Source organism: Micromonospora sp. WMMD734 (genome assembly GCF_049178975.1).
GTDB lineage: Bacteria > Actinomycetota > Actinomycetes > Mycobacteriales > Micromonosporaceae > Micromonospora > Micromonospora wenchangensis.
Genome location: NZ_JBMHMK010000001.1, coordinates 6,168,698 through 6,195,048, shown reverse-complemented (window position 1 = coordinate 6,195,048; position 26,351 = coordinate 6,168,698). Strand labels below are relative to the sequence as shown.

20 protein-coding genes and 1 pseudogene are annotated in these 26,351 nt (G+C 72.9%); 11 read left to right on the top strand and 10 right to left on the bottom strand.

Annotated elements, in window-relative coordinates:
- Positions 1–113: 113 nt before the first annotated feature.
- The 7 genes and pseudogenes from ACN267_RS26850 (at position 114) to ACN267_RS26820 (ending at position 9,076) form a co-directional block, all read left to right on the top strand.
- Positions 114–428 carry a hypothetical protein gene (locus tag ACN267_RS26850; RefSeq protein WP_088643869.1) on the top strand — a complete coding sequence of 105 codons (315 nt, stop codon included), beginning with the start codon at positions 114–116 and terminating at the stop codon, positions 426–428.
- Between the two features lie 13 nt (positions 429–441).
- Positions 442–804 (top strand): hypothetical protein, encoded by a 363-nt coding sequence (locus tag ACN267_RS26845; protein ID WP_067302246.1) that lies wholly within the window; start codon positions 442–444, stop codon positions 802–804.
- A 1,384-nt stretch (positions 805–2,188) separates the two neighbouring features.
- Positions 2,189–4,792, top strand: a pseudogene (locus ACN267_RS26840) (ATP-binding protein); the annotation flags it as partial.
- Positions 4,793–4,794: 2 nt separating this feature from the next.
- A complete protein-coding gene (locus ACN267_RS26835; RefSeq protein WP_204957452.1) occupies positions 4,795–6,747 on the top strand; it encodes an MFS transporter in 1,953 nt (650 codons plus the stop codon).
- Positions 6,748–6,751: 4 nt separating this feature from the next.
- Positions 6,752–7,297, top strand: a complete 546-nt coding sequence (locus ACN267_RS26830) for a hypothetical protein (protein WP_239484952.1) — start codon at positions 6,752–6,754, stop codon at positions 7,295–7,297.
- A complete protein-coding gene (locus ACN267_RS26825) occupies positions 7,294–8,460 on the top strand; it encodes a M23 family metallopeptidase (RefSeq protein ID WP_421489936.1) in 1,167 nt (388 codons plus the stop codon). The genes ACN267_RS26830 and ACN267_RS26825 overlap by 4 nt, the downstream gene beginning before the upstream one ends.
- Before the next feature lie 13 nt (positions 8,461–8,473).
- On the top strand, positions 8,474–9,076 hold the full coding sequence (locus ACN267_RS26820; RefSeq protein WP_204927081.1) for a hypothetical protein: 603 nt from the start codon (positions 8,474–8,476) through the stop codon (positions 9,074–9,076).
- A 3-nt stretch (positions 9,077–9,079) separates the two neighbouring features.
- Here ACN267_RS26820 and ACN267_RS26815 read toward each other — a convergent pair whose 3' ends face one another.
- The gene (locus tag ACN267_RS26815; RefSeq protein WP_421489935.1) at positions 9,080–9,505 is read right to left on the bottom strand and encodes a hypothetical protein; all 426 of its coding nucleotides are present in this window, start codon (positions 9,503–9,505) and stop codon (positions 9,080–9,082) included.
- A 358-nt stretch (positions 9,506–9,863) separates the two neighbouring features.
- Here ACN267_RS26815 and ACN267_RS26810 point away from each other — a divergent pair, with 358 nt between their 5' ends.
- Both ACN267_RS26810 and ACN267_RS26805 read left to right on the top strand, forming a co-directional pair.
- Positions 9,864–12,575, top strand: coding sequence for an FtsK/SpoIIIE domain-containing protein (locus ACN267_RS26810; protein WP_421489934.1), 2,712 nt, complete (start codon positions 9,864–9,866; stop codon positions 12,573–12,575).
- A gap of 14 nt (positions 12,576–12,589) precedes the next feature.
- Entirely contained in the window at positions 12,590–13,276 is a 687-nt protein-coding gene (locus ACN267_RS26805; protein ID WP_421490508.1) for a hypothetical protein, read from the top strand.
- A 45-nt stretch (positions 13,277–13,321) separates the two neighbouring features.
- Here ACN267_RS26805 and folE read toward each other — a convergent pair whose 3' ends face one another.
- The 4 genes from folE to ACN267_RS26785 all read right to left on the bottom strand — a co-directional run bounded on the left by folE (position 13,322) and on the right by ACN267_RS26785 (position 17,217).
- Complete coding sequence (folE, locus tag ACN267_RS26800; RefSeq protein WP_204958145.1) at positions 13,322–13,984, bottom strand: GTP cyclohydrolase I FolE; 663 nt, start codon at positions 13,982–13,984, stop codon at positions 13,322–13,324.
- A gap of 35 nt (positions 13,985–14,019) precedes the next feature.
- Complete coding sequence (gene ftsH / locus ACN267_RS26795; protein ID WP_145922108.1) at positions 14,020–16,026, bottom strand: ATP-dependent zinc metalloprotease FtsH; 2,007 nt, start codon at positions 16,024–16,026, stop codon at positions 14,020–14,022.
- Between the two features lie 378 nt (positions 16,027–16,404).
- Positions 16,405–16,980, bottom strand: coding sequence for a hypoxanthine phosphoribosyltransferase (hpt, locus tag ACN267_RS26790; RefSeq protein ID WP_067302270.1), 576 nt, complete (start codon positions 16,978–16,980; stop codon positions 16,405–16,407).
- 99 nt (positions 16,981–17,079) lie between these two features.
- A complete protein-coding gene (locus ACN267_RS26785; RefSeq protein WP_169733054.1) occupies positions 17,080–17,217 on the bottom strand; it encodes a hypothetical protein in 138 nt (45 codons plus the stop codon).
- Between the two features lie 150 nt (positions 17,218–17,367).
- Here ACN267_RS26785 and ACN267_RS26780 point away from each other — a divergent pair, with 150 nt between their 5' ends.
- Positions 17,368–18,330, top strand: a complete 963-nt coding sequence (locus ACN267_RS26780; RefSeq protein WP_281902294.1) for a GlxA family transcriptional regulator — start codon at positions 17,368–17,370, stop codon at positions 18,328–18,330.
- Positions 18,331–18,352: 22 nt separating this feature from the next.
- On the opposite strand, the gene ACN267_RS26775 is transcribed toward ACN267_RS26780, so the two are convergent.
- From ACN267_RS26775 to dacB, 4 genes are all read right to left on the bottom strand, one after another.
- Positions 18,353–19,981, bottom strand: coding sequence for a gamma-glutamyltransferase family protein (locus ACN267_RS26775; RefSeq protein ID WP_421489933.1), 1,629 nt, complete (start codon positions 19,979–19,981; stop codon positions 18,353–18,355).
- 9 nt (positions 19,982–19,990) lie between these two features.
- The gene (tilS, locus tag ACN267_RS26770) at positions 19,991–21,076 is read right to left on the bottom strand and encodes a tRNA lysidine(34) synthetase TilS (RefSeq protein ID WP_421489932.1); all 1,086 of its coding nucleotides are present in this window, start codon (positions 21,074–21,076) and stop codon (positions 19,991–19,993) included.
- A gap of 77 nt (positions 21,077–21,153) precedes the next feature.
- A complete protein-coding gene (locus ACN267_RS26765; RefSeq protein WP_281902289.1) occupies positions 21,154–22,221 on the bottom strand; it encodes a zinc-dependent metalloprotease in 1,068 nt (355 codons plus the stop codon).
- A gap of 134 nt (positions 22,222–22,355) precedes the next feature.
- The gene (gene dacB / locus ACN267_RS26760) at positions 22,356–23,864 is read right to left on the bottom strand and encodes a D-alanyl-D-alanine carboxypeptidase/D-alanyl-D-alanine endopeptidase (RefSeq protein WP_374760068.1); all 1,509 of its coding nucleotides are present in this window, start codon (positions 23,862–23,864) and stop codon (positions 22,356–22,358) included.
- A gap of 512 nt (positions 23,865–24,376) precedes the next feature.
- Here dacB and ACN267_RS26755 point away from each other — a divergent pair.
- Entirely contained in the window at positions 24,377–24,883 is a 507-nt protein-coding gene (locus ACN267_RS26755; protein WP_204927072.1) for an inorganic diphosphatase, read from the top strand.
- 65 nt (positions 24,884–24,948) lie between these two features.
- On the opposite strand, the gene eccD is transcribed toward ACN267_RS26755, so the two are convergent.
- Positions 24,949–26,349 (bottom strand): type VII secretion integral membrane protein EccD, encoded by a 1,401-nt coding sequence (eccD, locus tag ACN267_RS26750; RefSeq protein ID WP_204957442.1) that lies wholly within the window; start codon positions 26,347–26,349, stop codon positions 24,949–24,951.
- Between the last annotated feature and the right edge of the window lie 2 nt (positions 26,350–26,351).

Below are 26,351 nucleotides of genomic sequence, written 5' to 3'. Positions count from 1 at the left end.
CGTGGTGGGAGACCCGCGCCGCGTCATCGACGCCGTGCACAGTGAGCACATTCCCGCCAGGCTTGCCTACTGCACCACCGCGGCACCGCCGGCCGCGTTATGGGGAGGTTCCAGTGATCGCCTTCGAGCTGATGGAGACGACGTCTTCCGGCGTCGCACAGGTGCTGCACACCCTGGCGACGACGCCACTCGCCGAACCGGCCCCCAAGGGCATCGACACCAACGGTGTCGTCACCTTCTTCGCCAGCAAGATCGCGCCCATCCTGCTCGCCGTGCTCGGCGTCATCTTCATCGGCCGGGCCAGCCGGGGCGAGATCTCCAAGGTGCTGACCAGCTCGGCCATCGCGATCGTCGGGCTGGCCTTCATCGCCGGCGCGGCAACACTCTTCTTCATCGGTGACTACCTGATCGATCTGATCTTCGAATAGGCGCGGGCGAGACATGCGGCTGCGCACCGACGACGACATCTACCGGGCCCGCCTGGTCTACCTCGGGCCGCCCGGCTACACCCTTCCGGTCCACCTGCCGTACGCCCAGTACGGACTGTTCATGCTGCTCGTACCCCTCTACATGTTCATCCACTGGCTGTTCACGTTGCAGGTCGAGCTCTTTCCCGCCTGGGAGATCGCGCTCGCCATCGTGAGCACCTCGTTCATCTTCCGGTACGTCGACCCGGACCGGCCGGCGCGGATGGTCATCCGCACCGCGCTCACCGACTGGCGACGCACCCGGGAACCGGCCGCCGAACTGCGGGACCCCCGCCTGGTCGGCAGCCGGATCAGGATCCGGGAGGAACTGGCATGACGGGGCGTACCCGAATCGGGCAGTCGGACCACACGGGTGAGGCGGTCGAATGAGTCGCTCTTCCACGCCGGGTTTCCCGGCCGGACGACACAGCGCCCCGCACGGTAACCGTGCGCGGTCGTTCGACTACCCCCAGGAGGAGCTGCGGGACGACGAGCCGTACGACCCTTCCCTGCTCACCGGCCCGGGTCAGAGCGGTGTGGGGGTGTTCCAGGCCCCCCGGCCCAGCCCCGGCCGGGGCACCCCTGAGGCCGAGCCGACGCCTGCCGCGCCGATGCTGGTGGGTGACGGCACCGACATCGACTCCCCCTTCCTCGACCTCTTCGGTGGCGGCCCCCGCCCCGGCACCGCCCCGTCGCCCGGCACCCCCGCACGCCGGGGTCCGGGCCGGGAGCAGCGCCCCGTACCGCACCAACCGAGCCCCGCGCCGACCCCGCCGCCGGCCATCGAGGCGCAGGCCCCCCCGGCGGCCATCGAGGCGGCCCCACCGGCCGGGCGCACCGCGCGCACCCGCGTCCCGCACCAGCAGGGCGACCGGTCGACGGCGGCCCCGACCGACGACCGCCGGGCCGAGGCACCACAGCGGCCACCGCGCCGGGTGCCCACCGACCTGTTCCCCAGGGACACCGGCGAACCGCTCACCGCGCGGGAGGCGGCCGAACGCGCCCGCCGGGAGGCCACCGAACGGGCCCGGGAGGCCACCGACCGCGCCCGGCGCGAGGCCGCCGAGCGGGCCCGCCGGGAGGCCGCCGAACAGGCCGCGGCGGACGCGGCCCGCCGGGAGGCCGCCGCGCAGGCCGAACGCGAGGCCGCCGAGCAGGCCCGACGGGAGGCGGCCGAACAGACCCGACGCGAGGCCGCCGAACAGGCGCGCCGGGACGCCGACGAGCAGATCCGACAGGACGTCGCCGAACAGGCCCGACGCGAGGCCGCCGAACAGGCCCGACGCGAAGCGGCGGAGCAGGCCCGGCGGGACGCCGCGGAACAGGCCCGACGCGAGGCCGCCGAACAGGCCCGACGCGAAGCGGCGGAGCAGGCCCGGCGGGACGCCGCGGAACAGGCCCGACGCGAGGCCGCCGAACAGGCGCGCCGGGAGAACGCCGGGTCGGCCCGACGCGACGCGACGCTGACCGCCCGGCCCCGGCCCACCCCGGTGGCGCCCACCCCCGGCTGGCCGGAAACGGCCGAACCGGCCTGGCCGGAGGACGTCGCCCCCGGCTGGCCGGAGCCGGCCGAACCGATCCGGGCGGAGGCCGTGATCGCCCCGACCGGCGCGCTGGCCGCCGAACCGGCCCGGCCCGCACCCGTCGACGCCGACCGGATCGCGCCGGCGGACTCCGGCCCCCGGGAACTGGCCACGCCCCGGGAACGCGCGGCGAGCCGCCGTACCGCGGCGACCAAACCGGTCCGGGTACGCCCACCGAAGATCAAGTTCGGGGACCGGGACCCGTCGATCGAACTGGCCATCACCGAGATCGCCGGGCACCTGACGTTCACCCCCAACACGGTCACCGCCTGGTACTGGCTCCCCGAGGTGCGGTGGGCGTTCCGCCCGGACGCCGAACGCGAGGCGCTGCTCTCCGCGATCTCCGAGCAGTACGCCGGCCTCGCCGGCTTCCGGCTGCACCTGCGCCGCACCACCAGGCCGTTCCCCGCCGACGAGTGGGCCCGCACCATCGACGCGCACACCGCGTCGCCGCTGCCCGACGTCCCCGGCACGCCGGGCTGGGCCGACCACCTGGTCGCCGCCCAGCAGCACCTGATGTCGGTCAACCACGCCGAGGGGCAGACCTACCTGGGGGTCACCTTCGCCCGTCGTTCCCTCGGCGACTCCCTCACCGAACGCCTGCTGCGCGCCTTCGGCAAGGGCACCGCCGACGGCGAACGCCGCAAGCTGGGTCGTACCGTCGAGCAGTTCGACGAGGTACTGGGCAGCTTCGGCATGCGGGGCAGGCGGGTCACCGCGCAGGAGCTGGAATGGCTGCTCTACCGCTCGGTGGCGCTGTGCATGGCCCCGCCCGGTGCGCTCTCCCCGGTGACCAACGGCCGGTGGGAACGCGGCGACCTGCTCGCCCTCACCGAACAGGTCGAGCGGTACCGCACCCCGTACGGCACCACCGTCAAGCTGGTCAACCGGATGACCGGTGAGGAACGGCACGTGGCCGTGCTCGCGGTCGGCCGGATGGAGCCGCTGGAGATCCCCGAACGGCACGAGCCGTGGCTGCACTTCCACGAACGGCTGCCCTGGCCGATGGAGATCTCCACCCGGGTCGACATCCTCGGCTCCGGCGACTCCTTCCGTAACCTCGAACACCGGCTGCGGATGATCCGGTCGCAGCAGCTCGACTACGCCGAGCACGGCATCGACGCCCCGCCCGAGCTGGAACGGCTCGCCAAGCGGGCGCTGGTGATCGGCGACGAGATGACCACCGGGCTACCGGTCGACTCCGCCCGGGCACACGGCTGGCACCGGATCGCCGTGGGCGGCCGGACCCGCGAGGAGTGCATGGAACGGGCCCGCCGGCTCATCCAGCTCTACTCCCGGGAACTGCGCATCTCCCTGCAACACCCGAAGAACCAGGACTGGCTGGCCCGGGAGTTCATCCCCGGCGAACCGATCGCCAACACCGGGTACGTCCGCCGGATGCCGGTGCCGCTGCTGGCCGCCGCACTCCCCCAGGCGGCGTCGACCGTCGGCGACCGCCGGGGCGACCTGATCGGGCGTACCGCCGGGACCTGCCGTCGGCCGGTCTTCCTCGACCTGCACTTCCCGATGGAGGTACGCGAGCGCTCCGGGCTCGCCGTCTTCGTCGCCGAACCCGGTGGTGGCAAGTCGACCCTGCTCGGCGCGCTCGGCTACCTGGCCGCCCGGCGGGGCGTGCAGGTCACCCTGCTCGACCCGTCTGGTCCGCTGGCCCGGCTCTGCGCCATGCCGGAGCTCAAGCCGTACGCCCGGGTGCTCAACCTGACCGGTTCGGAGCCGGGGACGCTGGCCCCGTACGCGCTCATCCCCACCCCGCTGCGCAGCGAGTTCACCTCCGGGGCGGCGGGCGACCGGGAGTTCGAGATCGCCGTCTCCAACGCCCGGGCCGAACGACGCATGCTGGTCCAGGACATCTGCATGATGCTGGTGCCGCCGCAGGTCGCCCGGGAGGCGTCCACCGCCACCCTGTTCCGGCACGCGGTACGCCAGGTGCCGGCCGAGGAGACGTCCACCCTGGACGATGTGGTCGCCTGCCTGCAAGGGCTCGACGACGACGCCGGTCGGGAACTGGCCCACCTGCTGCTCGACACCGCCGAGATGCCGCTGGCCATGCTCTTCTTCGGCCGCCCGCCGGAGGGGCTGCTCGGTGCGGGCGCGGCGCTCACCGTGATCACCATGGCCGGCCTCCGCCTGCCCGACCTCAAGATCGAACGCGAGTACTGGTCGGCCGAGGAGGCGTTGGCGCTGCCGATGCTGCACACCGCGCACCGGCTCGCCGTCCGCCGCTGCTACGGCGGGTCGATGTCCTCGCGCAAACTCGTCGGCCTGGACGAGGCGCACTTCATGGAGGGCTGGCGCTCCGGCCGGTCCTTCCTGGTCCGCCTCGCCCGGGACTCCCGCAAGTGGAACCTCGCCGCCCTGGTCGCCTCGCAGAACCCGAAGGACATCCTCGGCCTCGACGTCCAGAACCTCGTCTCCACCGTCTTCGTCGGCCGCATCGCCGAGGACACCGAGATCGCCTCCGAGGCGCTCCGGCTGCTCCGGGTGCCGGTCGACGACGGCTACGAGGCCACCCTGGCCTCCCTGTCCGCCGTCGACACCACCTCCGCCACCCGGCTCGGCTTCCGCGAGTTCGTCATGCGGGACGTGGACGGCCGGGTGCAGAAGGTCCGGGTCGACGTGTCGTACGTCGAGGGGCTGCTGGATCACCTCGACACCACCCCCGCCGCGGTCGCCCAGGCCGCCGGGATACTGCCGACCGTCCTGGCTGATCTGGAGGCGTGACAATGGCGAGGGCCCGGGCACGGATCACGGCGCTCCTCCTCGCACTCGGCGTACTCGCCGGTGCCACGATCGCCTGGCCGGTGGTCGGGGCCACACCGGCGTACGCCCGTACCCCCGTGACGGCACAAGCGGCCGCCGACCTCTGCACCACCAAGGAGTGGCAGGCCGACTTCCGCGCCTGCGTCAAGAAGCTCGATGACATTACGTCTGACAGAGCCGCCTGCCTAGAACCTCCTACACCCAGTACACCTGACTCTGGCCTCGCTGGTTGGTTTGCCAGTGAGCCTGCTGCCGCGACGGCGGGAGGTGTCGCCGGCCGCTACAGCCTCTACGGCTACGCGGGTTACGACTACAACACTTACGACCTCGGGTGCGGGGCCTCTGTCCTTCACGCAGACTACAAATTCACCACGACAGTGGCTAACGGCGAATTCATGTTCGCTACGGCCGTGGTGGGTGCCTCAAACGCACTGCGTGAACGCGCCTGGGATCCGAGCTCGATGTGGGGTTGGGCAGACCCACTTGTAGAAAAGGCAACCAAGGCTGTCTACCAAAAGGTCTTCAGTGTCTTCGGAATCGTCACACTGTGCGTAGTGGGCCTCTATCTTCTATGGCGCTCTCGCCAGTCCGACATGAGCAACGCAATGACCACCGCAGGCTGGGCAATACTCGTGATGGTGGCCGTAACCGCGCTCGCAGCATGGCCGGTGAAGTCTGCCAATATAGCTGACGGCACGCTCATCGCCTCACTCGGCGTTGTGCATGACGCCGTCGGACCACAAGCAAAGGATCCCGAGCCCGGCCGTTGCATCGATCCCAATCCTGACCGATGTAAGGATCTCCGCCCTCCAGCTGTCCGCGCGAGTGACACCGCAGCGGAGACCATGCTCTATCGCAACTGGCTGCGTGGCGTCCTCGGCTCCGCCGACAGTGAAACCGCCAAGAAATATGGCCCCGCCCTATACGATGCCCGGTCCTTGACCTGGGGTGAGGCCAAATCCATTCGCAGCAACCCTGCCACCCGCGATGCGACGGTTCAGGCGAAGAAGCAGCAGTGGATGAAGGTCTCCGAGCAGATCAAAGCAGAAGATCCCGAGGCGTACGAATATCTGCAAGGAAAAAGGGACATGGACCGGATCGGTTCCGGGTTCATCGCGGTCCTGGCCTCGTTGCTCTTCGCCATGTTCGATCTCACCGCCTCGCTGTTGGTGCTGCTCGGATTCATGATCTTCCGGTGGGCGGTGATCGCCGCGCCGATCCTGGGCACGATTGGCCTGCTCCGCCCGGCCAGCGCTGGACTGCGACGGCTGGCGAACGCCGTGGTCGCTGCTGTGTTCAACATCGCCATCTTCGGCACCGGAGCGGCGATCTACCTGTTCGCCGTCGATCTGATCATGAGCACTCCGACCCTGCCGGGCTGGCTCCAGGTGGTGCTGGTCTGGCTCTGTGGTGTGGTCGGTTGGTTGCTGCTGCGGCCCTACCGGCGGATCACCCAACTCGGCGGCAAGGACAGCAGCGAGGCGGTCGGCTCGGCCGGGTCGTGGCATCGCCGGTTCTTCCGGGACATGCGCGTCGCCGCCCGAATCGACGTGGCCGAGCCGGGCGGTACGGCCGAGCCGAAGCTCACCCGCAGACGCGGGGCCGGACTGGAACCGGCCACCCTTCGTCCCGAGGCCAGACGGGAGGACCCCAGTCACTCAACGGTCAGCACGCCGGCGCAGCGGGAACGCCCGGATGGACGTGAACGCGCCGACGAGACCGAGGCGAAGCCACCGACGCGGGAGAACAGCCGGCACACGGCCGCACCCCGCCCCCGGCGTCGTGCCACGGCGGGCTGGACCGAGCCGGACGTGCCAGAGGAGACCCCGTCCTTCGTGGTCTACCGACCCGACTCCGCCACGCCGGCACCGACGCCCGTGAAGCCCAGCCCCCGTATACGCTCCGAGGCCAGGTGACGCGATGCGGCGAGCACTTAGTTTCCTCGTCACCCGGGCACTGCGTTCTCGCATCGGCATCGCACTCATGCTTGCCGTGTCGGTCCTGGCAGTAATCGGAGCAGCCCGCTTGGTTGCTGGCCCAGGCGAATTCAACACGGGGTTGAATAGGCCACGTGAACCCATCACCACTGTCGAACCGGATGAGGGTGATGACGGGGTCGTAGGAGCGCCATCGCCGGAGGCCCCGGTCGTTGCCCCTGGCCAGCTACCGCCTGCTCAGACGGCAATCCGGTTCACCACAGCATGGCTTGACCACACAATCTCTGAGGCCGACCAGTGGCGTAGTAAATTGCACCCGTTTTCCACACCGGAATTGATGGAAAAACTCGCCGGCGCAGGCCCTGATGGCGCCCCGCGAGCTCGCGTTACTGGCGAGCCAGAGGTACGACCGCGAAACGCAACGTTCGCTGAGGTGGTTATACCACTGGATGCCGGGATCCTTCGCCTCGAACTGGTTGCACCCGATGGCCGATGGCTGGTGGATGCCGTGGACTGGGAGCGAAAATGAATTCAAAGCCCAGATCACCACGCCGCAAGATCCGGACGGGTTTCGCCTTGGGGCTGTCTATAGCCCTACTGTCACTCCTCTGTTGCACCGGGGGAACAGCTGCTTTCTTCCTGACCAGTCTGGGCACCACCCGGCAATCCCCGACGGCTGCGGATATGAGCTGCGAAGAAGATCACCAGGTCAAATTGTCTGGAACCATCCCCCGGCTCGGGCGATACGGACAGACACAGATGCGTAATGCGGCAGTCATCATCAAGGTCGGACAGGATATGAAGGTGCCACCCCGGGGCTGGGTGATCGCGGTGGCCACGGCGATGCAGGAGTCGGCGCTGCGCAACCTGTCCAACAGCACCGTCGCAGGCTCTCGCGGCATCCCGAACGAGGGGGTCGGCTCCGACCACGACTCCCTCGGTCTCTTTCAACAGCGGGCCGGCTGGGGCAGCGTCACGCAACGGATGAGCCCCGACTACGCGGCCCGCAAGTTCTACGAGAAACTGGTGAAGATCGACGGTTGGGAGCGGATGCCCCTGACCCGGGCCGCGCAGAAGGTGCAGATCAGCGCCTACCCCGACGCGTACGCCAAGCACGAGGAGGTCGCCAGTCAGATCGTCAACGCGCTCGCTGGCGGGGCTGCCCGGACGGTCCAGATCGCCGAGCAGGCGGTGTGCGACCGGGCCGCCGCGCGGACCATCGCCGCTTCGGGCTGGACCGCACCGATCGACGGCGGGGTCGGCTCCGGCTTCCGCACGGCCAGCCGACCGCGACACAACGGCGTGGACATCGGCGCCCGCAAGCGAACCGAGATCCATGCCGCTGCCACCGGCCGGGTGCTGGTGGCCCGCTGCGATCCGGACCACAGCGGAAATCGCAGCTGTGACGTCGACGGTTTCCCCGGCAAGGGGGGGTGCGGATGGTTCGTCGACATCCTGCACGCCGGCGGCTTCGTCACCCGGTACTGCCACATGATCGAGAAGCCCCGGGTGGCCCCCGGACAACTCGTCAAGGCCGGGGAGGTGATCGGGCTGGTCGGAAGCAGTGGCAACTCCTCCGGTCCGCACCTGCACTTCGAGGTGCACATCGACAGCAACCGCAGCTTCTCCGGGGGGATCAACCCGGTCCCGTTCATGCGGCAGCGCGGTGCGCCGCTGAACGGTTCGGCATGAGGCCGTCGCCCCGATGAGCGGACCACTGCCGGACCCGTTCGCCGGTCAGCCCGACTGGGCACCACTTCCACCACGGCCGGTCGAGATCGTCCCCGCCACCGGCCGGGTCGAACTGCGCGGCCGGCGGGTCCTCGTCGGGCTCCCCGGCCTCGGTTGGCGGGGAGACCTCCGCGCCGACGAGCGGGTGGTGCAGGGCAGCCGGACCTACGTGCCGGTCATCCCCGAGCACGAGTGGTACCGGGCGGAGGCCGACCAGGTGGAGGTCTTCGCCCCGCTCGTCCCCGTGGAACGGGTCTGGGTGGAGACCCTGGGTGACCGGCCTGCACCCACCGGACCGGTCCGCGAGCAGGGGATCCAGCTCGTCTCGTTGGACGGGCCGACCCACCGGGCCCCCACCCCGGTCTTCGAGACCGACGCGGTCAGCGGACGACGGGTGGTACACGTCGAGGACGCCGTCGAACACCGCGACCTGCGTGCGGTGACCGAGTCCTACTCCGGTGCCGACGGCGACATCTGCGTCCGGGTCACGCCGGAACTGGAGTGGTACCGCTGGGCCTGGCGTGGGCAGCCGCCCACCACGATGGAGATCCCCGTCCACCTACTGTGGATCGAATGAAAACTATCTGAGGCGTTCACCTGAACAGACTCGCCAGCCCTCCTTTTGATCCACGACCTCAAAACGCCAGGCGTCGGCCAAGCTTTGCTGAACCTCATCAATGGTTGCACTTCGCCTGACGACCACCTGTACCGCAGCGGACGACTTGCTGGTCATTGTCACGTGGACATCCTCGATATTGATCGAGAAGACGGCATCCAGCTCCCGCTCCCGACTCACCATCTGGTTTCGAAAATCATCAACCGATGGCAGTAAACCGGTACAGGTGAAGAGCTTCGCTCTATTGTCGTCACGAGCCACAAAGGTAGCCTGCAAATAGCTGACCACGACGACGTCCGGGGCGCTGCGGTCCGGGGTCGCGGCCCGCTCGTACAGCACGTAACCGGTGATCCCACCGCCGACGCAGAGCAACGCCAGCACCCCGGCCACGACGGTGAGGACGGTCCGGAGCCGGCGGGTCGGACGCCGCGGCACCGGCAGCGGCGCAGGGGGGGCCGAGTGCTCCGGTGGGGTCCGCTGCGCCGGAACTCGGGACACCTGGGAACCGGCGGGGGGCTGCACTGATTCCACCCCCTGAGGCTATCGGCTGGACGCTCCGTTCCCAATGCCCCGGAAGCTGCGGATCGTGACAGGACGACCCCGGGAGGTGAGAGTTAGCCGCGATTTGCGACAAGCCTGGCGCACCGCCGCCGCGCTTCCCGGAGGAGCGGCGGGGGCTGGGATACGGTCTGCAGTCGGGGAGGCTTCCCGTCGCGAACAGCGGGGTGGACGCGCCTCGGAAAGAGGGGTGGACGCGGTGGCCGGTCCCAAGGCTCGCACGAACCGCGCCGCAGCCCTGCACCGTCGGGCCGCTGCGACCGTTGCCGCTGCCGTCACGGTCCTCGACGAGATCCGTCCGGCCCCCGCCGACCAGCGTCGACAGTACGAGCTGGCGGCCCGCCTGCGGCACGCCGCCGCCCTGCTCGCCCCGGGCTGGGCCGGGAACGCCCTGGAGGACCTGACGCCCGACGCCCCGTGTGGTGAGGAGCATCCGCCCTTCGTACGGATCGGTACGGCGGCCCCGTTGGAGGATGCGCGCTTCCCGGCGCTGGTGCCGCTGCTCGGCTCGGCTCATCTGACCCTCGACGGGGACGTCCGTGACACCCGGGTGACTGGTCTCGTCCGGGCCGTGTTGTTGCGTCTGCTGGCGGCCACTCCGGCGGGCTGCCTGCTGGTCCGGGGCGTCGACGGCACCGCCGCACCGGGCACCGCGGGCACCGGCACGGACGACACCACCGTCAGCCCCGGCCCAGGCACCGGCAGAGCCGGCACCGCAGGAGCCGAACCCCGGAACGTCACCGTCACCGACAACACGAGCACCGCAACGCGCAACGGTGCACCACAGGAGACCCGGAGCGGCACCGTTTTCGCCCCGTTCACCGCGCTGGCCGACGCCGGCCTGTTCCCGCCTCCGGCGACTGACGCGGCCGGGCTGCGGGCGGTGCTCGCCGAGGCCGAGCAGTGGGTCTCCCCGGGGGCCGGCCGGCCCCGCCGGCACGACCGGACGCTGCTGCTGGTGATCGCCGGGCTGCCCGCGTCGTCCGGGCCGAGTGACCTGGACCGGATCGCAGCGCTCGCCGAGCGGGGTCGGGGCACCGGTCTGCACCTGGTGGTCGCCGGCTGGCCGGCGGCCCGGCCACCGCTGCCGCAGGCCACCCCGGTACGGCTGCGCACGTCGTACGCGCTGCTGGGTGATCCGCCGGGGAGCCCGTTCAGCGGGCCGGGCACCGACCCGCCGGGCGGCCTCAACTGTCCCGTCCTCGTCGACGAGGACCCCGGCCCGGAGCTGATCGGGGCCGTCTGCCGCCGGCTGGCCGACCAGATCGAGGCGGGCTCCCGGTTGGGTCTCGCCGAGTTGCTGCCGCCCGGGGACGCGCCGCTCTGGGCGTCCTCGTCGGTCGACGGCCTGTCCACCACCGTGGGCGACGCCGGCGGCCGGCCGGTCACCGTGGGCTTCACCGAGTTGACCCCGCACTGGCTGGTCAGCGGCCGGTCGGACGCGGACCGGGGGGCCTTCCTGACCAACACGCTGCTCGGTCTGGTAGCCCGGTACGGTCCGGACGAACTGGCCCTGTACCTGGTGGATCTGGGTGCCGGGGAGTCGTTCGTGGAGTTCCTCCAGACCCGGCGGGACAGGTCGTGGGTGCCGCAGGTCCGCGCGGCGGGGATGGCCGCCGACCCGGAGTACGTGCGGGACCTCTTCGATCAGTTGGCGGCGGAGATCCACCGCCGGGAGGAGGCGGCGGCGCGGGCCGGTGGTCAGCGTTTCGCCGAGCTGCGTGAGCATCAGGCGCTGCCGCGCGTCGTCTGCGTCATCGACAACTTTCCGCTGTTGCTGGCGGATCGGGATCCGGTGGCTGCCGAGGTGCTGAGCCGGTTGGACGGGCTGGCCCGGTCGGGTCGCGGGTACGGCGTACACCTGGTGCTGGCCGGCGTGGGTGACCTGGGTGTCGGCGCGGGTCCGGCCCCCCGGGACTCGGTGCTGGGGCAGTTCCCGGTGCGGGTGGCGCTCGCCGGGGGCAGTGCGGTGCTGATGCCGACCAACGACGCCGCCGCCGGTCTGGCGGTGGGTAGTGCCGTGGTCAACACCGCGGGTGGGCTGGGTGGCCCACGCGGCGCGACCCGCGGGCACGAGCGGTTGATCCGGTTCCCGGACCCACACGACGCCCCGGAGGTGGTGCAGGAACTGCGGCACCGGCTGTTCGCGGCACGGCCGCAGGATGCCGTACCGCCTGTGGTGTTCGCGGGTTGGGCCCGGCCGTTGCTGGGCAACGATCCGCGGATGCGCGCCGCCGTGGCCGGCGGGTGCGGGGCACCGGCGGCGCTGCTGGGTCGGGCGGTCGACGTGGCCCGGACGACCGTTGCGGTGCCGCTGGGCCCGGTGGCCGGCCGTAACCTGGCTGTCCTCGGGCCGGGTCCGGGGGCGGCGGCGCTGCTGGCGACGGCCGCGCGCAGCACCGCCGCGCACCATCCGCCGGGTGGCGCGGAGTTCGTGCTCGCGCCGCTGGCCGAGGGGTCCGCGCCGCTGGCCGCCGCCCTCGCCGCCGAGCTGGGCGAGCGCCACCGGGTGTCGGCGGTGGACGGGCCGGGGTTGCTGACCGCTCCTGCGGGTGCCGGTCCGACCTACCTGGTGGTGTTCGGGGTGGACGTGCCCCCGGCGGAGGAGTTGCCCGTGGACCGGCTGCGTGCGCTGCTGCGGGAGGGTCCGCCGGCGGGCCGGCACCTGCTGGGCTGGTGGCGGACGGTGCCGCCGCTGGCCGGGCTGGTGGAGCCGGACGGCGAGGTGGGAAAGCTGACGGCGGTCGCGGCGGTCGACGTACCGGGTGCGCAGCTCGCCGCGCTCTTCGGGCATCCGGTGCAGTGGCGGCCCCGGCCGGCCCGGGTGGTCCTCTGGGACACCACCGACGACCGGGGCACGGTCCTGGTGCCGTTCGCCGACGAGGAGGAACATCGGCCGTGAGCATCGACGACGCCGTGACGGTGGCTCCGGTCCGGCAGCGGGCCGGCGGCGGGCCGGCTCCGTCGGTGGCCGCCGCCTGGACCGACTACCTGGCCGCCGCCCGTCAGCTCGACGGGGTACGCCGGGGCGCGGCGACGGCCGCCGCCGACCAGGCCCGGGCGGTCGAGGGGGCCCGTGCCGAGTTGGACGGGGTGCGTGCCCGCCTGACGCCGCAGCAGGCCCGGCTGCGGGAGTTGGGCGTACCGGCGATCTCGCTGACCCCGACGCCGCCGGAACTGACCGAGGCGACCCGGGCGATGGCTGGCGGTCCGGCGGCGGTGCTGGCCGGCCTCCGGACGGCCCAGGGCTGGGTGGAGGGTGCCGACGCGGCGCTGGCGGCGCGCGGTTCGTTGCGGTCGGCGGCCTGGCCGCCCCGGTTGCGCAACCTGCTGGTGTACGGCCCACTGGCGCTGGTCGTGCCGCTGGTGCAGCTGCTGCTCCTGGTGACCCTCGGCACCGGGCCGGTGGTCGTGGTGGCGCTGCTGGTGGGTCTGCCGTTGCCGGCGGTGTCGTTCGCGGCCGGCTGGGTGGGGGTGGGTCGGTTGTTCCCGCCGGGGCCTGACGGCCGGTGGGACCGTACGCCCCGGCTGGGGTTGCTGACCTGCTTGATTCCGGCGGTGGTGACCGCCGCCGGGATCACGTTGGCGTTGCTGGCCGGTTGACCGGGGCGCGCCCCCGGCGGGGCGGCGGGCCGTCCAGGCGGGGGTTCAGCGGGGGATGATCAGCGACATCGCCTCGGCGCGGGACTTCGCGTCGTGCTGGAGCACGCCACGTACCGCCGAGGTGATGGTCTTGGCGCCGCTCTTCTGGATGCCGCGCATGGCCATGCACATGTGCTCGCAGTCCAGTATCACGATGACGCCACGCGGTTCCAGCTTGCTCATCAGCAGGTCGGCGATCTGCGAGGTGAGCCGCTCCTGCACCTGCGGGCGGCGGGCGAACACCTCGACCAGCCGGGCCAGCTTGGACAGGCCGGTGATCCGGCCGTCGGGGCCCGGGATGTAGCCGATGTGCGCGCTGCCCCGGAACGGGAGCAGGTGGTGCTCGCAGAGGCTCATCACGTCGATGTCCCGGACGAGCACCAACTCCTCGTGGTTGGCCTCGAAGGTGGTGCTGAGCACCTGGGACGGGTCGACCCGCAGGCCGGCGAAGAGTTCGGCGTACGCGCGGGCGACCCGGGCCGGGGTCTGCTGGAGGCCGTCCCGGTCGGGGTCCTCGCCGACCGCGATGAGGATCTCGCGGACCGCCTTCTCGATCCGGCCGAGGTCCATGGTGTCCTCGATCGGGCGACCGTTGAGCTTGCCGCTGATCAACCGGGCGGCGACGTAGTCCAACGTCTCGTCACCGGGCTCGGTGGACGAGACGGCCAGCCCCGGGTTGTCGGGGCTGGCCGCGGCGTCGGTGTTCAGTGCAGACCGTCCGAGTTGTTCGTGGCCCCGCCGACGGAGATGCCGTCGGCCGTGGCCTGCGCCTTGAGCTTCTCCTTCTCGGCCGGGGTGAGCACCGGCGGCTCGGTGGAGGGCAGACGCTTGCCGAAGCCGTTGTACGGGGCCATCGGCGGGCGCTTGACCACCCGGGAGCAGATCCGGGCCATGTCGGCGGTGGAGAGGGTTTCCTTCTCCATCAGCTCCAGGACCATGTTGTCCAGGACGTCCCGGTATTCCACCAGGATCTCCCAGGCCTCGTCGTGGGCCAGCTCGATCAGGGCCCGCATCTCGCCGTCGATCTCGGCGGCGACCGAGTCGGAGTAGTCCCGCTCGTGGCCCATGTTGCGGCCGAGGAACGGCTCGTCCCCGCTGGTGCCGTACTTGATCGCGCCGAGCTTCGAGCTCATGCCGTACTGCGTGATCATCGCGCGGGCCAACTGGGTGGCCTTCTCGATGTCGTTGCCGGCCCCGGTGGTGGGCTCGTGGAAGACGAGTTCCTCGGCGGCCCGGCCACCCAGGGCGTACGCCAGGGTGTCGATCATCTCGGCCCGGGTCTGGGTGTACTTGTCCTCGGTCGGCAGGACCAGGGTGTGCCCCAGCGAGCGTCCCCGGGACAGGATGGTCACCTTGTGCACCGGCGCGGCGTGCGGCAGCGCCCAGGCGACCAGCGCGTGCCCGCCCTCGTGGTACGCGGTGATCTTCTTTTCCTGGTCGCTCATCACCCGGGTCCGGCGCTGCGGCCCGGCGATCACCCGGTCGATCGACTCCTCCAGCGAGTCGTTGGTGATCGCCCGCTGTTCCTTGCGGGCGGTGAGCAGGGCCGACTCGTTGATCACGTTGGCCAGGTCGGCACCGGAGAAGCCGGGGGTACGCCTGGCGACCGCGTCGAGGTCGACGTCGGGCGTGAACGGCTTGCCCTTGGCGTGCACCCGCAGGATGGCCTTGCGGCCCTCCATGTCGGGGGCGTCGACCGGGATCTGCCTGTCGAACCGGCCCGGACGCAGCAGCGCCGGGTCGAGGATGTCCGGCCGGTTGGTGGCGGCGATCAGGATGACCCCGCCCTTGGTGTCGAAGCCGTCCATCTCGACGAGCAGCTGGTTGAGGGTCTGCTCCCGCTCGTCGTGGCCGCCGCCCATGCCGGCGCCGCGGTGCCGGCCGACGGCGTCGATCTCGTCGACGAAGACGATCGCCGGGGCGTTCGCCTTGGCCTGCTCGAAGAGGTCCCGGACCCGGCTGGCACCGACACCGACGAACATCTCGACGAAGTCGGAGCCGGAGATCGAGTAGAACGGCACCCCGGCCTCACCGGCGACGGCGCGGGCCAGCAGCGTCTTACCGGTACCGGGCGGACCGAAGAGCAGCACGCCCTTCGGGATCTTGGCGCCCAGGGCCTGGTACTTCGCCGGGTTCTGGAGGAAGTCCTTGATCTCGTGGAGTTCCTCCACCGCCTCCTCGGCCCCGGCGACGTCCGCGAAGGTCGTCTTCGGGGTGTCCTTGGTGATCATCTTCGCCTTGGACTTGCCGAAGTTGAGCACCCGGGAGCCGCCACCCTGCATCTGCGACATGAAGAACAGCAGCAGGAGCACGAGCAGCGCGATCGGCAACAGGTTGACCAGCAGGCTCACCCAGATGCTGTCGGACGACACCTTGGCGTCGGCCGGGCCGGTGACCCGGTTGGCCGCCTTGGCCTCCAGCACCTCGTTCCAGACCTGCTCGCCGGCCTGGTAGGGGAACTGGGCCTCGATCCGGTCGGTCGTGGTGTCGCCGAACTTGGTCTTCTCGGCCAGGTTGAGCTGGAGCGTCTGCTCCTTGTCCTGGAAGACGACCTTGTTGATCTTGGCGGTGTGCAGTTGGTCGAGCGCAACGGAAGTGTCCACCCGGTGGTAGCTGGGACCAGCGGTGAACAGCTGACTGAGCACAACGGCGCCGAGGATGACCAGGATGATCCAGACCACCGGTCGGCGGAAGAAACGCGTACGTTCCATGCTGTTGTCGAGCGCCGAGGCGCCCGCATCCTCCTGATCGACGTCCTGACCGTCTGAATGGTGTCGCCGCCGGGGGCGGCGTCGAGCCGCCGTGCGGGCCGGCCTCGACCCCGAGGCGCGCGAACTGCCGCACCGCGGTCATTCGACGGTACACCGTGCACGCGACACGGGAGCTTGCGAGCCCCGCAGTTACGCGTACGGCGAACCGGGGTTTCAGCCGGCGTGCCGGGGAACGTGCGCACCGGAACCGTCGACCGCCCGGTCACGCGGGTCGGGGTCCCGGACGCGGAGATGTCCCACGCCACCAGTACCCACCGTAGTCGGACTGCCTGGGAGCCCGCTGAACGTCCGCTCGACGACGACAGGTCCGGGCAGAGCTCAGGCGCGGGCGTAGACCTCGGGCTTGAGCACCCCGACGTAGGGCAGTTCGCGGTAGCGCTCACCGAAGTCGAGGCCGTAGCCGACCACGAACTCGGTGGGGATGTCGAAGCCGACGTACTTGACCGGCACCGTGACCTTCACCGCGTCGGGCTTGCGGAACAGGGCCACCACCTCGACGCTGGCGGCCGACCGGGATTCCAGGTACCGCAGCAGCCAGGACAGGGTCAGCCCGGAGTCGACGATGTCCTCGACCACCACCACGTGCCGGCCGGCGATGTCCCGGTCGAGGTCCTTGAGGATGCGCACCACACCGGAGGAGGTGGTGCCCTGGCCGTACGAGGAGATGGCCATGAAGTCCAGCTCGACGGGCGGACCCTGCCGGCCCAGCGCGCGGGCGAAGTCGGCCATGAACATGACCGCGCCCTTGAGGACGCAGACGAGCAGCAGTCCGTCGGTGACCCCGGCGTAGTCCGCCGAGACCTGCTTGGCCAGCTCCGCCGTCTTCTCGCGGATCTGCGCCTCGGAGATGATCACGTGATCGATGTCGGCGTCGTACCAGGAGCCGTCAGCCATGGCCCTAGCCTGCCGTACGCCGGAGGGCCCGCGTCGGCGGGGCCGCCGCTTTTGGCGCGGTCCCGCCCCGAATTTTCCGGCACAACGGAATCAATCACCTCAGCAGGTGCGGGATCGCCAGCGGCGACCCTCCTCGGTGGGCTTCCAGTCGGCCGAGTCGCGGGTGTCGGCGGTCAGGCCGAACGCCGAGGCGGCGGTCAGCGCGGCGAGAAAGAGCAGGAACAACAGGAACTGCATGGCGGCGCTCACTTTCTCCTGTTCTGAGTGGTTTTCGCCGCCGGTGCGCACCGGACTCATCCCAGTTTCCGCCGGCGGTCCAGGGCGGGACAGTGGCAGCCATGCCACACACCCTCGATTTCCTGCCATCTCTCCGGTTACCCTCGTCACATGATTCGATCGGTGGCCGTCATCGCGTTGGACCAGGTGGCCGTCTTCGAGCTGGGTGTGCTCACCGAGGTGTTCGGCACCGACCGCACCGACGACGACTTCCCCGGCTACCGGTTCACCGTCTGCACCGCCGACGGCGACCCGGTCCGTACCGCCTCCGGGTTCGGCCTCACCCCGCACGCCGACCTCGCCCCGGTCGACGACGCCGACCTGGTCGCCGTGCCCGCGTACACCCAGGGGGGTGAGGTGCCCGAGGCGGTGCTGGCCGCGCTACGCCGCGCCGCCGACCGGGGGGCGTACGTGTTCAGCCTCTGCTCGGCGGCGTTCGTGCTCGGCGCGGCCGGCCTGCTCGACGGCCGGGAGTGCACCACCCACTGGAAGTACGCCGACGAGCTGCAACGCCGCCACCCCTCGGCCCGGGTCCGGTGCAACGACCTCTACGTGGCCGACGGGCCGGTGCTGACCAGTGCCGGCACCGCCGCCGGAATCGACGCCTGCCTGCACCTGGTACGCCAGGAACACGGCTCGGTCACCGCCACCCGGCTGGCCCGCCGGATGGTGGTACCCCCGCACCGCGACGGCGGCCAATCCCAGTACGTCGAGGCGCCGATCCCGGCCACCCCCGACGCGCCCACCCTCGAACCGGTGCTGAGCTGGCTGATGGGGCACCTGGACCGGCCGACCACGGTGGACGAGCTGGCCGCCCGCGCCGGCATGTCACCGCGGACCTTCGCCCGCCGGTTCCGGGCCGAGACCGGCACCACCCCGCACGACTGGCTGACCAACCAACGGGTGCTGCTGGCCCGCCGGCTGCTGGAGGAGACCCGGCTGAGCGTGGAGAGCGTCGCCGGCCGCTCGGGTTTCCCCGACGCCGCCGCCCTGCGCCACCACTTCGCCAGGCGGGTCGGCACCACCCCGCAGGGCTACCGCACCACCTTCCGCGACCGGGTCCCCACCGCCTGAGCCGCCGGGGCCGCGCCGGGGGTCAGTAGCCCAGCGCCGCGCCGTCGACCCGGGGCTCCGCGCCGACCACCCAGCCGCCGGCCGGGTCACGCCACAGCGCCTGGCCGTACCCGAAGACGGACGGCTCGTCGGCGACGGTGACCTCGTGGCCCCGGGCGCGCAACCCCGCGACCAGGCCGGGCTCGGCCGCCAGGGCCGGCTCGACCAGCAGGATCCGGCCGGCGTGCCAGTACCAGCGGGGGGCGTCCAGGGCGGCCTGCGGATCACGGCCGTCGTCGACGGTCGCGGCGACCAGCTGCACGTGCCCCTGCGGCTGCATGTGCCCGCCCATCACCCCGAACGGGCCGACCGGTGCGCCGTCGCGGGTCAGGAAACCCGGGATGATCGTGTGGAAGGGCCGCTTGACCGGCCCCACCACGTTGGGGTGGCCCGGGTCGAGCCGGAAACCGGTGCCCCGGTTCTGCAGGGCGAAACCGTATCCGGGCAGCACCACCCGGGAACCGAACCCCAGGTAGGTGGACTGGATCAGGCTGACCATCAGACCGCCCGCGTCGGCCGTGCAGAGGTAGACGGTGCCGCCCCGCTCGGGCGTACCGGCCACCGGGTCGCCGGCCCGGTCGGTGAGCAGCGCCCGCCGCGCCGCCAGATAGCCCGGGTCGAGCAGGCCGGCGGTCGGCACGTCGGCACGGTCCGGGTCGGCCACGTGGGCGTGCGCGTCGGCGAAGCCGAGCTTGACCGCCTCCACCTGCCGGTGTACCCGGTCCACCGGGCCGGCGGCCGGGTCGAGACCGTCGAGGACGCCCAGCGCCTGCAGCGCCGCCAGCCCCTGCCCCGGCGGCGGCAGCTCCCACACCTCGTGCCCCCGGTAGCGGACGCTGACCGGGTCGACCCAGGTCGAGGTGTGCCCGGCCAGGTCGGCGGCGGTGAGCAGGCCACCGGTACGGGCCGCGTGCCGGTCCAGCGCCTGCGCGACCGCACCCCGGTAGAAGTCCTCCGCGCCGCTGGCGGCGATCAGGCGTAGCGTCCGGGCCGCCGCCGGGTTGCGCCAGCGTTCGCCGGGCCGGGGCGCCCGGCCGGCCACCGTGAAGACCCGGTCGAACTCGGTGAACTCGGCGCCCGCCGGCACCGGCTGTGCCAGCGCGCGGGCCCAGGTGGCGGCGGTGCCGGCCGAGACGGGGTGGCCGTGCTCGGCGTACCCGACCGCGTCGGTGAACAGGTCGGCGAAGGGCAGCACGCCGAACCGGTCGTGCAGGTCCCGCCAACCGGCCGGCGCACCCGGCACGGTCACCGGCAACCAGCCCCGGGCGGGCATCGCCGGCCCGGACGCCTGCGCGCCACCGAGCGCCGCAACCGGTTCCGCCGGCACCCCGCCGGTGGCGGCCAGCACCACCTCCCGGGTCAGCCCGGCCGGTGACCGCCCGGCGGCGGCGAGGCCGTGCAGCCGGTCGCCGTCCCAGACGATGGCGAACAGGTCACCGCCGATGTCGTTGGACGGCGGTTGCACCACGGTCAACGTGATCGCGGTGGCCAGCGCCGCGTCGACGGCGTTGCCGCCGCGCCGCAGCACGGCCAGGCCCGCCGCCGCCGCGAGCGGATGGCTGGTCGAGACGGCACCGTGCGGGGCGAACAGGGCACTGCGGGGGTACGCCATCAGCCCTGTCTACCGCACCGCAGCGGGGCCGCCCAGGTCGACGGGGAGCAGCCGGCCGTCCCGACGCGCGACGCGTACGCCACCCGGCAGGGCGGTCGGGCCCTGCCCGCGCCAGGCGGTGACCAGCGCGTCCAACGCGTCCACGTGCCGGTGGGAGAGCGCACCGGGAGGGGCCCCCAGCTCCCGCGCCCAGGCGTGCAGCACCCGGCTGCGGACCGCACCAGGCAACCCGGCCAGCGCCACGACCGACAGTCCCCCACCGTCGCGCACGGGGAGCCCCACCCCGTCGGGCCGGGGTTGCGGGGTGCCGAGGGCGGCGGTGGCCAGGTCGTCCAGGGCGGCGGTGTCGGCGGCGAGCAGTCGGGCCGTACGCGCCAGGTTGTCCACCACCCCGTCGCCGAGCGCCGCGACCAGCGCCGGCAGCGCGTCGGCGCGGACCCGGGCCCGGGCGTACGACGGATCGGTGTTGTGCGGGTCCTGCCACGGGGTCAGGCCGAGCGCCGCGCACGCGTCGCGGGTCTGCGCCCGGGTGACGTCGAGCAGGGGGCGCAGCAGCGGCACCCCGGCCAGGTCCCGCCGGGCGGGCATCCCGGCCAGCCCGCGCGGGCCGGCCCCCCGGGCGAGCGCCAGCAGCACCGTCTCAGCCTGGTCGTCGCGGGTGTGTCCGAGCAGGACGGCGCTGGCCCGGTGCCGGCGGGCGGCGTTCGAGAGCCCCTGGTAGCGGGCCTGCCGGGCGGCGGCCTCGGGGCCACCGGGACGACCGGCCACCGTCACCGGCACCGCCTCCACCGGATCGAAGCCGACTCTCGCGGCCCACTCGGCCACCGCGGCGGCGCGCCCGGCCGACCCGGCCTGCAAGCCGTGGTCGACGGTCACCAGACCGGCCGGTCGGCCGAGCCGGGACGTCACGAAGGCGGTGGCGGCGGCGAGGGCGAGCGAGTCCGCCCCGCCCGAGCACGCCACCAGCACCGGCCCGTCGACGGGGAGCCCGGCCAGGGCACGGCGTACCGCGACCCGGACGGCGGCCACCGCCGGATCGGGGGACGGCCCGCGGGCGGCACCGGTGCCATGCCGCCCGACCACGGCCTCCTTCATGACGGGCCCGGTCGGCGGGGCGGCAGGGGGCGGCCCGGTCACCGGGTCGGCGGGGGTGGGCCGGCCGGCCACCGGGGTCAGCCGGCGGTCGGGGTGGCGCCGGCCGGCCCGTGCACCCGGGCCACCCAGGCGGCCGGGTCGCCCAGCTCGTCGAGCCGGGGCAGGGTCAGCGGCGAACCGAAGATCTTGTTGAAGCCGGGCATGCCGACCTGCTCGACCACGCCGTGCACGAACTTGCGGCCCTCGGCGTACTGGCGCATCTTGACGTCCACGCCGAGCAGCCGGCGGATCGCCTTCTCCAGCGGGTTGCCCGCCTCGCGGCGGCGGTTGAACCCCGCCCGGATCCGCTCCACGCTGGGGATGACCTGCGGGCCGACGCCGTCCATCACGAACTCGGCGTGCCCCTCCAGCAGGGTCATCAGCGCGGTGAGCCGGTCCAGCACGGCCCGCTGCGCCGGGGTCTGCACGATGTCCAGCACGCTGGTGCGGCTGTCCGGGTCGCGGACCGCGTCCGACAGGGTGGACACCCCCCGGCGCAGCCGCTCGACCAGGTGCTCGGTGCCCTGCGAGGCGTCCACGAACGCCTGCACCTCACCCAGGAAGTACGCCCGCATCCACGGCACGGCGGTGAACTGGGTGCGGTGGGTGACCTCGTGCAGGCACACCCAGAGCCGGAAGTCGCGTGGGTCGGCCCCGAGCTTGCGTTCCACCTCGACGATGTTCGGCGCGACCAGCAGCAGCTGCCCCGGATCGGCCGAGAAGACCTCGTACTGGCCGAGCACCCGGCCGGAGAGGTACGCCAGCACGGTGCCGGCCTGCACCCCGGTGAGCCGGGAGCCGACCGCCTCGGTGAGCACGCCTGGCGGCTTGTCACCGGAGAGCCGGCTGACCAGCGGGGTGATCACCTCACGCAGGCCGGCGATGTTGGTGGCCGCCCAGTCCCGCCGGTCCACCACCCGCACCGGCGGGTGGCTGACCTGTGGGCGCAGCCCCGTGTAGTCGGCGACGTGCCCGGCCGCCTCGTCGGTGAGCCGGCGCAGATCGCCGACCACCCCGGTCGCCTCCGCGTACGACACGCGGGGGCCCGACTTGCTCAGCGCCCCCGCGGTGGCGGCGGCCAGATCCCAGTCCACGAACTGCGCCATGCCACCCACCGTACCCGCGCCGCGACACCCCGGCCGGCTGCGCGCGACGGGCCGCCCGGCAGCCGACCCGGACGCACCCCACGGCGGGGCGGTCCGGACAGGCCGCGCCCACCGGGCAGGTCGGCTGCCGCCGGTCAGCGGCAGCCGCAGCCGGCCAGCGCGCCGGCGATCCGGTCCAGCGCCGCCCGGGTCACCTCCGGGTCGCCCGCCGGGGCCCGGTCGGTGAGCACGGCGAAGGTGAGCAGCCGGCCGTCGCGGGTGGTGACCAGGCCGGCGATGGCGTGCACCCCGGTCAGGGTGCCGGTCTTGGCCCGGACCACGCCGGCTCCGGCGGCGGTCTCCGTCGACTCGTAGCGACCGCCGAGGGTGCCCGACCAGGCGGCCACCGGCAGGCCGCCGAAGATCGCGGTCAACTCCGGGTGGGTGCCGTTGCCGGCCACCGCGATCAGGTCGGTGAGCAGCGAGGGGCTGATCCGGTTGCTCCGGGACAGTCCGCTGCCGTCGGCGAGGCTGATCTCGTCGGCCGGCAGTCCCAGCTCGCCGATCACCTCGTCCGTCGCCGCCGCGCCACCGGCGAAGGACGCCTGCTGGTTGCGGGCCAGGGCCACCTGGCGGGCCAGGGCCTCGGCGATCACGTTGTCACTGTCGGTGATCATGATGTCGACCAGCCGGACCATCGGCAGCGACTCGACCTTGCCCAACTCGGTGCCGGGCGCGGGCGCGCCGGTCGCCGTCGCGCCGCCGTCCGCCGGTGCGGTGCCCCGGACCACCCCGCCCTCGGGCAGGCCGAGCAGCCGGGCGAACGAGCGGCCGGCGGCCAGGTCCGGTTCGGCGTACCGGGTGGCCGCACCGTGGCTGTCGGCGAAGTTCTTCCGCGCCCCCACCGGGTCCCGGCGTGCCCCGTCGGTCATCAGCGCGGTGATCGACGCGCCGAAGCCGCCGGTCGGGATGTCCGCGTCCCAGCCCGGGCCGTGGACCGGGCCGGGGAAGAGCGTGGAGTCGACCACCACCCGGGTCGGCGCGGTGCCGCCGAGGGCCTGTTTGACCTGCGTCGCGAGCGCGTCGAGGCGGGCCGCGCCGGGGTAGAAGCCGTTTTTGTCCACGGCCAGCGTCGGGTCGCCGCCACCGACCAGCACCACCTCGCCCGGACTCGCCCCGGCCACCGCCCGGGTGGCGATCCGGTAGCCGGGACCCCGCGCCTTGAGCACGGTCACCCCGGTGGCGAGCTTGGTGACCGAGGCGGGCACGGTGGCGTCGTCGCCGCCCTTGGCGTACAGCGGTTCGCCGGTGACCACGTCGGCCACCGACAGGTTGACCCGGCTGCCCAGGGCGGCGGAAACGGTCAGCGGCTCGACTGCGGCGCGTACCCCGGCGGGGGTCGGCGCCGGTGCGGCGGCGTCGGGGCCGGCGAGCACCGGCACCGGGTCGGGCTCGGGGGGACGCGCGGAGGGCGACGGGGTGCTCGTCGCGCCCAGCCAGCCGGCGACCGGGCCCGGGCGGAGCACCGCCGCCGCGCCGGCGAGACCCGCCAGCAGCACGAGGACCAGCACCACCGGCACCCACCGTCGACGCCGACGCGACGCGCCGGTGGCGGGCGGCGCGGAACCGGGACGGGCCGACGGCTCCGCAGGGGGCGACGCCACGTCCGGACGGCCGACGACCGGGGCCGCGCCCCGGTGCGGGGAAGAGCCGGCAACCGGGGCGGAACCGGCGACCGACGCGGAACCGACGGCCGGGGCGGCACCGGACGGGGGGAACGGGGGCGACACCGGGGCGGACCCGACGGCCGGCCGGTCACCGGCTGCCGACGGCGGACGCCAGGCCGGCGGTGGCGGGTGCTCGCCGGTCCGACCGGTGACCGGCGGTTCGGGCGTCGACTCGGGGCGACGGGGGACGTTCGCGTCGGGCACCGAGACCCGACCGGTGGCACCGCCGGTCACGGACCGGCCCGATCCCCGACCGTCAAGCCCCTCCGGGCGGTAGTGTGAATCTTCCCTCCCCACGACCCCCTCCTCCCGCCGCCGAACTCGCCTGGGTGACACTACTTCGGTCCGAAGACTATGCGGCGTCCGGAGCCGACGGGTGGCCATTCATCCGCACCGGGGACGTCAGTGGTTCCGTTCAGCCAGCGTGGGCAGACGAGGGAGCGTGGGAGATGGATTTCGACGTCACGGTTGAGATCCCGAAGGGTCACCGCAACAAGTACGAGGTGGACCACGCGACGGGCCGGATCCGGCTGGACCGCACCCTGTTCACGTCGACCCAGTACCCGGCCGACTACGGCTTCATCGAGGGCACCCTCGGCGAGGACGGCGACCCGCTGGACGCGCTGGTGCTGGTCCCCGAGCCGACCTTCCCGGGCTGTCTGATCCGCTGCCGCACCATCGGCATGTTCCGGATGACCGACGAGAAGGGCGGCGACGACAAGGTCCTCTGCGTGCCCTACGAGGACCCGCGTCAGGAGCACCTGCGCGACATCCACCACCTGGGCGAGTTCGACCGGCTGGAGATCCAGCACTTCTTCGAGGTCTACAAGGACCTCGAACCGGGCAAGTCGGTCGAGGGCGCGACCTGGGTCGGCCGGGTCGAGGCCGAGGCCGAGGTGCTGGCCTCCTACCAGCGGGCCCGCGACGCCGAGGCGCAGGGCGGCACCGCGCACTGACCGGCTTGCCGCGAGCGGCCCGGACCTGACGGTCCGGGCCTTCGTCGTCGCCCGGCCGGCGGCGGTCAACCCAGCAGGCCCCGGGCCGCGTCGTAGAGGTCCAGCACCGCGCAGGCCACCGGGACCACCGCCACCACCAGCGCGGTGTCGCTCAGGTCGGCCACCCGACCGAGGTACGGCGAGACCGGCCGCCTGGCGTACGTCGTGCCGGCGGCGACGGCGAGCAGGGCGACGACCAGCCCGCCCCCGCTCAACGCCAGCAGACCGGGGGCACCGGGCCGGTCGGCGAGCACCGCCCCGAGCACCGCGAACCCGGCCAGCCCGGCCGTGACCGGGGGCACCCGGTGCCGGACGGCCACGAACGTCCGGGACCGCAACAGCAGCACCGCCGCGCCGACGGCCACCAGCACCCGTCCGGCGGGCCCACCGTCGGCGGCGAGCACCAGCACGGCGGCCACCACCGCGACCGCGTGCCCCAGCAGCATCCCGGTCAGCATCTCCTCGCTGCGGGCCACCGCCGTGTGCACCCGGGCCCGGTCCGGCAGGTCCCGTACACCGTCCGGGCCGCCCGTGGGGCCGGCCGGCAGGGTGATCGGCGGCAGCGGCACCTTGCCCAGCCGGATCGCCAGCAGCGGCAGCGCCCCGAGGACGAAGACCAGTACGCAGAGCAGCACGGCGGCGGTGCCGGCCGGGTCGAGCAGCAGCCCGCCCAGACCGGCGAGCGTGCCCACCGTGCCGGCCGTCGCGCCGGCCACGAAGACCCGCAGCCGGGTGGCGACGCCGAGCAGGCCCAGCACGGCGGCCAGGAGCAGCGCCACCGCCCCGGCGAGCAGTTCGGGCGCGCCGAGCCAGGGCAGTGGCCGGAACGCCCCCACCGGGTCGCCCGAGCTGACCGCGAGCGCACCGGCTGCGGCGGCGTACGGCAGGGCGTAGCCGCCGAGGGTGGCCCCGGTCGGGCCGTCGCCGTACGCCCGGGAGGCGGCGGTGCCGGCGAGGGTGAGCAGCAGCGCGACCGCGACCGCGGCGGGCCAGGCGGCGGGCTGCCCCGGACCGGCGGCCAGCACGGCGAGCAGCCCCACGGCGAGCGGGACGGCCGCGCCGGCCAGCACGGCCGCCCGGGTCGTCGCCGGCGACCAGGCCGCACCCCGGCGGCGCGCGCCGTCGGCGATGGCCTCGACCACGTCGTCGTACTCCAGTTCGGGCCACTGGTCGTGGGCGGGCACCAGGTGCAGCACCTCGCCGTCGCGTACCCCCTGCGGGAGCAGCGGCTGCGCGGTGACCAGCACCGCCCCGTCGGTACGCCGCAGCACCCAGCCGCCGTGCCGTTCGCCGTCGTCGGCCAGCCCCTCCCCGGCGTGCCGGAGCACCTCGGGCAGCAGCTCGGCCAGGGGGATCTGCTCCGGCAGGGCCACGTCGACGCGTCGCCCGGGCGCGCTGATGGTGACCCTGGCCAGCCCGATGGTCATCG

What these genes read in the sequence shown, in the direction of transcription:
- ACN267_RS26845 (WP_067302246.1), top strand. Translation starts at nt 442, where the DNA reads ATGCGGCTGCGCACCGACGACGACATCTACCGGGCCCGCCTGGTCTAC.
- ACN267_RS26835 (WP_204957452.1), top strand. Translation starts at nt 4,795, where the DNA reads ATGGCGAGGGCCCGGGCACGGATCACGGCGCTCCTCCTCGCACTCGGC.
- ACN267_RS26830 (WP_239484952.1), top strand. Translation starts at nt 6,752, where the DNA reads ATGCGGCGAGCACTTAGTTTCCTCGTCACCCGGGCACTGCGTTCTCGC.
- ACN267_RS26825 (WP_421489936.1), top strand. Translation starts at nt 7,294, where the DNA reads ATGAATTCAAAGCCCAGATCACCACGCCGCAAGATCCGGACGGGTTTC.
- ACN267_RS26820 (WP_204927081.1), top strand. Translation starts at nt 8,474, where the DNA reads ATGAGCGGACCACTGCCGGACCCGTTCGCCGGTCAGCCCGACTGGGCA.
- ftsH (WP_145922108.1), bottom strand. Translation starts at nt 16,026, where the DNA reads ATGGAACGTACGCGTTTCTTCCGCCGACCGGTGGTCTGGATCATCCTG.
- hpt (WP_067302270.1), bottom strand. Translation starts at nt 16,980, where the DNA reads ATGGCTGACGGCTCCTGGTACGACGCCGACATCGATCACGTGATCATC.
- ACN267_RS26785 (WP_169733054.1), bottom strand. Translation starts at nt 17,217, where the DNA reads ATGCAGTTCCTGTTGTTCCTGCTCTTTCTCGCCGCGCTGACCGCCGCC.
- ACN267_RS26780 (WP_281902294.1), top strand. Translation starts at nt 17,368, where the DNA reads ATGATTCGATCGGTGGCCGTCATCGCGTTGGACCAGGTGGCCGTCTTC.
- ACN267_RS26775 (WP_421489933.1), bottom strand. Translation starts at nt 19,981, where the DNA reads ATGGCGTACCCCCGCAGTGCCCTGTTCGCCCCGCACGGTGCCGTCTCG.
- tilS (WP_421489932.1), bottom strand. Translation starts at nt 21,076, where the DNA reads ATGAAGGAGGCCGTGGTCGGGCGGCATGGCACCGGTGCCGCCCGCGGG.
- ACN267_RS26765 (WP_281902289.1), bottom strand. Translation starts at nt 22,221, where the DNA reads ATGGCGCAGTTCGTGGACTGGGATCTGGCCGCCGCCACCGCGGGGGCG.
- ACN267_RS26755 (WP_204927072.1), top strand. Translation starts at nt 24,377, where the DNA reads ATGGATTTCGACGTCACGGTTGAGATCCCGAAGGGTCACCGCAACAAG.
- eccD (WP_204957442.1), bottom strand. Translation starts at nt 26,349, where the DNA reads ATGACCATCGGGCTGGCCAGGGTCACCATCAGCGCGCCCGGGCGACGC.